At 43.9% G+C, this 3881-nt stretch carries 4 protein-coding genes; 3 read left to right on the top strand and 1 reads right to left on the bottom strand.

Annotated elements, in window-relative coordinates:
• The first annotated feature begins 499 nt into the window (after positions 1 to 499).
• The 3 genes from AB4484_RS25460 to AB4484_RS25450 are packed head-to-tail and all read left to right on the top strand — an operon-like array spanning position 500 to position 3222.
• Positions 500 to 721, top strand: a complete 222-nt coding sequence (locus AB4484_RS25460) for a FeoA family protein (protein ID WP_004734203.1) — start codon at positions 500 to 502, stop codon at positions 719 to 721.
• Positions 722 to 2995, top strand: coding sequence for a Fe(2+) transporter permease subunit FeoB (gene feoB / locus AB4484_RS25455; protein ID WP_052878945.1), 2274 nt, complete (start codon positions 722 to 724; stop codon positions 2993 to 2995).
• Entirely contained in the window at positions 2992 to 3222 is a 231-nt protein-coding gene (locus tag AB4484_RS25450) for a FeoC-like transcriptional regulator (RefSeq protein ID WP_017061938.1), read from the top strand. The genes feoB and AB4484_RS25450 overlap by 4 nt, the downstream gene beginning before the upstream one ends.
• A 133-nt stretch (positions 3223 to 3355) precedes the next feature.
• Here the strand turns inward: AB4484_RS25450 and AB4484_RS25445 are convergent, their stop codons facing one another.
• Positions 3356 to 3784 (bottom strand): HIT family protein, encoded by a 429-nt coding sequence (locus AB4484_RS25445; protein WP_372080914.1) that lies wholly within the window; start codon positions 3782 to 3784, stop codon positions 3356 to 3358.
• Between the last annotated feature and the right edge of the window lie 97 nt (positions 3785 to 3881).

The raw sequence follows: 3881 nt of genomic DNA, 5'->3' as shown, positions 1-3881 counted from the left end.
GAGATACGAGATACGAGATAAATGGGGAGTTTAAAAAGGTTGTTGGGATAAAACATAGGGAAGAAAAAAAATATCGTGGCATAGCCGGGGGGACTATACCACGGGTGCCAATGACACCTTCGCTTGCTGCCGGAGTGATATAGCAAAGCCATATCACGTCTGGAATAAAATTAAAGAGAAGTAGTTTCTCTTCGATGGAGTAACTATACGTCTAGGCACTTATTTTACTTATAAAATTAACGACAGATGCCTATGATAAAACCGACAATGTTTTAAGTGTTTGATAATTAATAGTTTGTTGTTGATGGGGAGGGGGTGTACTAGTTAGGTAGTTCTCACTAGTTGTTGAAAGTAACGTTTTTGACGTAAACGTTTTTAACGAAATTTACGAGTATGTATTTTCGAAAACATTGATTTCACACAATAGAATTGTGGGCATGTATGTGTATCATAGCGTTAATAACAATCTTTCTCATTATCAGTCACGAATTGGGTACTTATGAAACTCTCACAACTAGAGCAAGGAAAGGCGGCTTCTATTGTTGCACTAACAGGTTTAACACCAGACGTAAGGAAGAAACTTATGGTCATGGGTATGTTGCCAAAAACCGAGGTGACGCTTATCCGCCGTGCACCTATGGGTGATCCGCTTCAAGTTGAAGTGAGAGGTGTTTCTATCGCCATTCGTGAAAGCATTGCAGAACAAATCGAGGTTATCTAAATGGATTATCAAGTTCTTACCGTTGGTAACCCGAATAGTGGTAAAACAACACTGTTCAACGCACTGACTGGTGCTAAGCAGCACGTTGGTAACTGGGTTGGTGTCACTGTTGAAAAGAAGACGGGTTTATACTCGCATGCAGGTGATCAGTTTCAACTAACGGATTTACCGGGTATCTACGCGCTAGACAGTGGTAATGATGCGAACAGCATCGATGAGTCTATCGCGTCTCGCGCTGTTTTAACTCACCCAGCAGATGTGATCATTAATGTTGTCGACGCTAGCTGTCTAGAACGAAGCTTATATATGACATTACAGCTACGTGAGTTGGGTCGCCCAATGATCGTTGTGTTGAACAAAATGGATGTATTAAAGCGCGAACGTCAGGTGATTAACCTTAAAGCACTAGAGAAAGAGTTAGGTTGCCCAGTTCTAAGCTTGTCTGCAAACGATAAAGGTCAAGTGGTTCGCTTTAAAGAGCGTCTGCATAAATTGCTTGTTCAAGGTGTGAGCCTTGACCCTATCTCTATTGATTACGATGCCGCGTTAGAGGCTCTTATCCCTTCTGTTGAGTCACAATTTGATGATGCTGACGTATCTCACCGAGCGCTCGCGATTCGTGCTTTAGAAAATGATTACTTGGTATTGAATGGACTGGCTCCACAAACTCGCACTCAAATTGATAGCGTGCGTCTTGGTGCCGATTTCGATATTGACCTTGCTGTTGCTGACGCTAAATACACTTTCTTACATGACCTTTGTAAACGTGTTCGTCGCAGCGAAGGTAAACTAAGCCGTAACTTTACAGAGAAAGCAGACCAATTCATTTTGAACAAATGGGTCGGTATTCCTTTCTTCTTCGTCATCATGTACCTAATGTTCATGTTCTCTATCAATATCGGCAGTGCGTTTATCGACTTCTTCGATATTGGTGTTGGGGCAATATTAGTTGATGGTGGACACCACTTATTAGATGGCCATTTACCAGTTTGGTTAGTTACTGTACTTGCTGATGGTATTGGCGGTGGTATTCAAACGGTTGCGACCTTTATTCCTGTTATCGCAGCGCTTTACCTATTCTTAGCGGTACTAGAAAGCTCAGGCTATATGGCTCGTGCTGCATTCGTACTTGATAAAGTGATGCAGAAGATTGGTTTACCGGGTAAAGCATTTGTCCCACTTGTACTGGGCTTTGGTTGTAACGTGCCTTCAATCATGGCAACTCGTACTCTTGACCAAGAGCGCGAACGTAAATTGGCAGCATCAATGGCGCCGTTTATGTCATGTGGTGCTCGTTTACCGGTATACGCACTGTTCGCAGCGGCGTTCTTCCCAGGCGCTGGACAAAACGTAGTATTCGCTCTGTACATCATGGGTATTGTTGCTTCTGTATTTACGGGTCTGTTCCTTAAAAACACGATCTACCCAGGTAGCAGCGATAGCTTAGTGATGGAAATGCCAGATTACGAATTGCCGACAGTGCAAAACGTAATGCTGAAAACTTGGCAGAAGCTGAAGCGTTTCGTACTTGGTGCAGGTAAAACAATCGTGATGGTTGTGGCTATTCTTAGCTTCCTAAACTCTCTAGGTATGGACGGTAGCTTTGGTAACGAAGACAGCGAAAACTCAGTACTGTCTAAAGCGGCTCAAATTGTAACGCCTGTATTCCAACCGATTGGTATCACTGAAGAGAACTGGCCTGCAACGGTTGGTATCATCACGGGTATTTTCGCTAAAGAAGCTGTTGTAGGTACATTAAATAGCCTATACACAACGCCTTCTGATGAAGAAGCGGCTGAGTTTGACTTAGCAGCAAGCTTGCAAGAAGCGGTAATGACTATCCCTGAAAACCTAGCTGGTTTGAGCTACTCAGATCCATTAGGTATTGAAGTTGGCGACTTGTCTGATTCTAATTCTGTAGCAGCTGACCAAGAAGTCGATACCTCTATCTTTGGTAACTTGAAAGACAAGTTTGTATCTGGTCATGCGGCGTTCGCTTACTTGATTCTTATCCTGCTTTACACGCCTTGTGTTGCCGCAATGGGTGCTTATGTTCGTGAATTTGGTCAGACGTTTGCACGCTTCATCGCGGTTTGGACGATGGCTCTTGGTTACTTTGGTGCAACTTTCTACTACCAAGCGGCAAACTTTGCTGCACACCCAGTGACAAGTGCAGTATGGATGGTGGCGATTGCTGGTGGTTTTGTGGTGACGTATCGCGTCTTCAAGAAAGTGGGCAGTAAGCAGAAAGCACTAGAGGTGCAAGTAGTATGATTTTAACTGAACTTCATCAATACATTGATAGCCACGGCGTTGCGGCCCGCAAAGAGCTCGCTGCAAAGTTTGGCATGAGTGAAGATGGCGTCGATGCGATGCTGAGTGTGTGGGTCAAGAAAGGGAAAGTTTCTCGTTTGGTCGATACGAATAAGCATGGTCATACAACGCGTATTCGCTACACCATCAGCAAGCAAGATGGTTTGTCGCTTAACGTGATGATGTAGTTCAGATCTTCAGACTCTCGTTGAAAAAGGCGAGATTAGAAAATGACAAAGCCGCTTATCTAAGATGAGCGGCTTTTTGTTATGTGTCTTTTCTGAAGTGTATTGCTTTTAAGCTCAATGAGATGAGCTCGAATTACGCTTTCTTGAAGATAGAGCTCAGTGACAGAACGTTTTGAATTCGAGTCAGGATAGCGGTTTGATCTTCTTCATTGCGCTGTTCACCTTTGGTATTGCCCCATATTGGGCCAGGCCAAGCAATGTCGTCTTTGAAGCGTGCAATATGGTGAATGTGCAGTTGTGGCACCATGTTACCCAATGCTCCAAGGTTCAATTTGTCTGGTTGGAACGTGGCTTCTAGTGCTTGGCTTACCGCCTGAGATTCATGTAGGAACTGCTGTTGCTCTTTCATTGGTAAGTGGTGCAACTCTTTTAGGTTGGTACGTTTTGGTACCAAGATAACCCAAGGCACTGCGTTATCTTTGTGCAGCAGAGCCAAGCTCAGTGGAAATTCGCCGATAAGTGTGGTGTCTTTCGCAAGTTGCGGGTGAAGTTCGAAGCTCATGATCTTTCCAATTAATTGTTTTACATGAGTATAAGGTCGGAGTTTGAATGTGGCTAGGGCTTACGTTCTCAATAAGCAGATTCCCTATCACGTTCGT

It is taken from the genome of Vibrio sp. 10N.261.46.A3, assembly GCF_041472995.1.
Classification (GTDB): Bacteria; Pseudomonadota; Gammaproteobacteria; order Enterobacterales; family Vibrionaceae; genus Vibrio; species Vibrio coralliirubri.
The sequence above is the reverse complement of the archived record's forward strand: the minus strand, read 5'-3'. Positions and strand labels throughout refer to the sequence as shown.

What these genes read in the sequence shown, in the direction of transcription:
- AB4484_RS25460 (WP_004734203.1), top strand. Translation starts at nt 500, where the DNA reads ATGAAACTCTCACAACTAGAGCAAGGAAAGGCGGCTTCTATTGTTGCA.
- feoB (WP_052878945.1), top strand. Translation starts at nt 722, where the DNA reads ATGGATTATCAAGTTCTTACCGTTGGTAACCCGAATAGTGGTAAAACA.
- AB4484_RS25450 (WP_017061938.1), top strand. Translation starts at nt 2,992, where the DNA reads ATGATTTTAACTGAACTTCATCAATACATTGATAGCCACGGCGTTGCG.
- AB4484_RS25445 (WP_372080914.1), bottom strand. Translation starts at nt 3,784, where the DNA reads ATGAGCTTCGAACTTCACCCGCAACTTGCGAAAGACACCACACTTATC.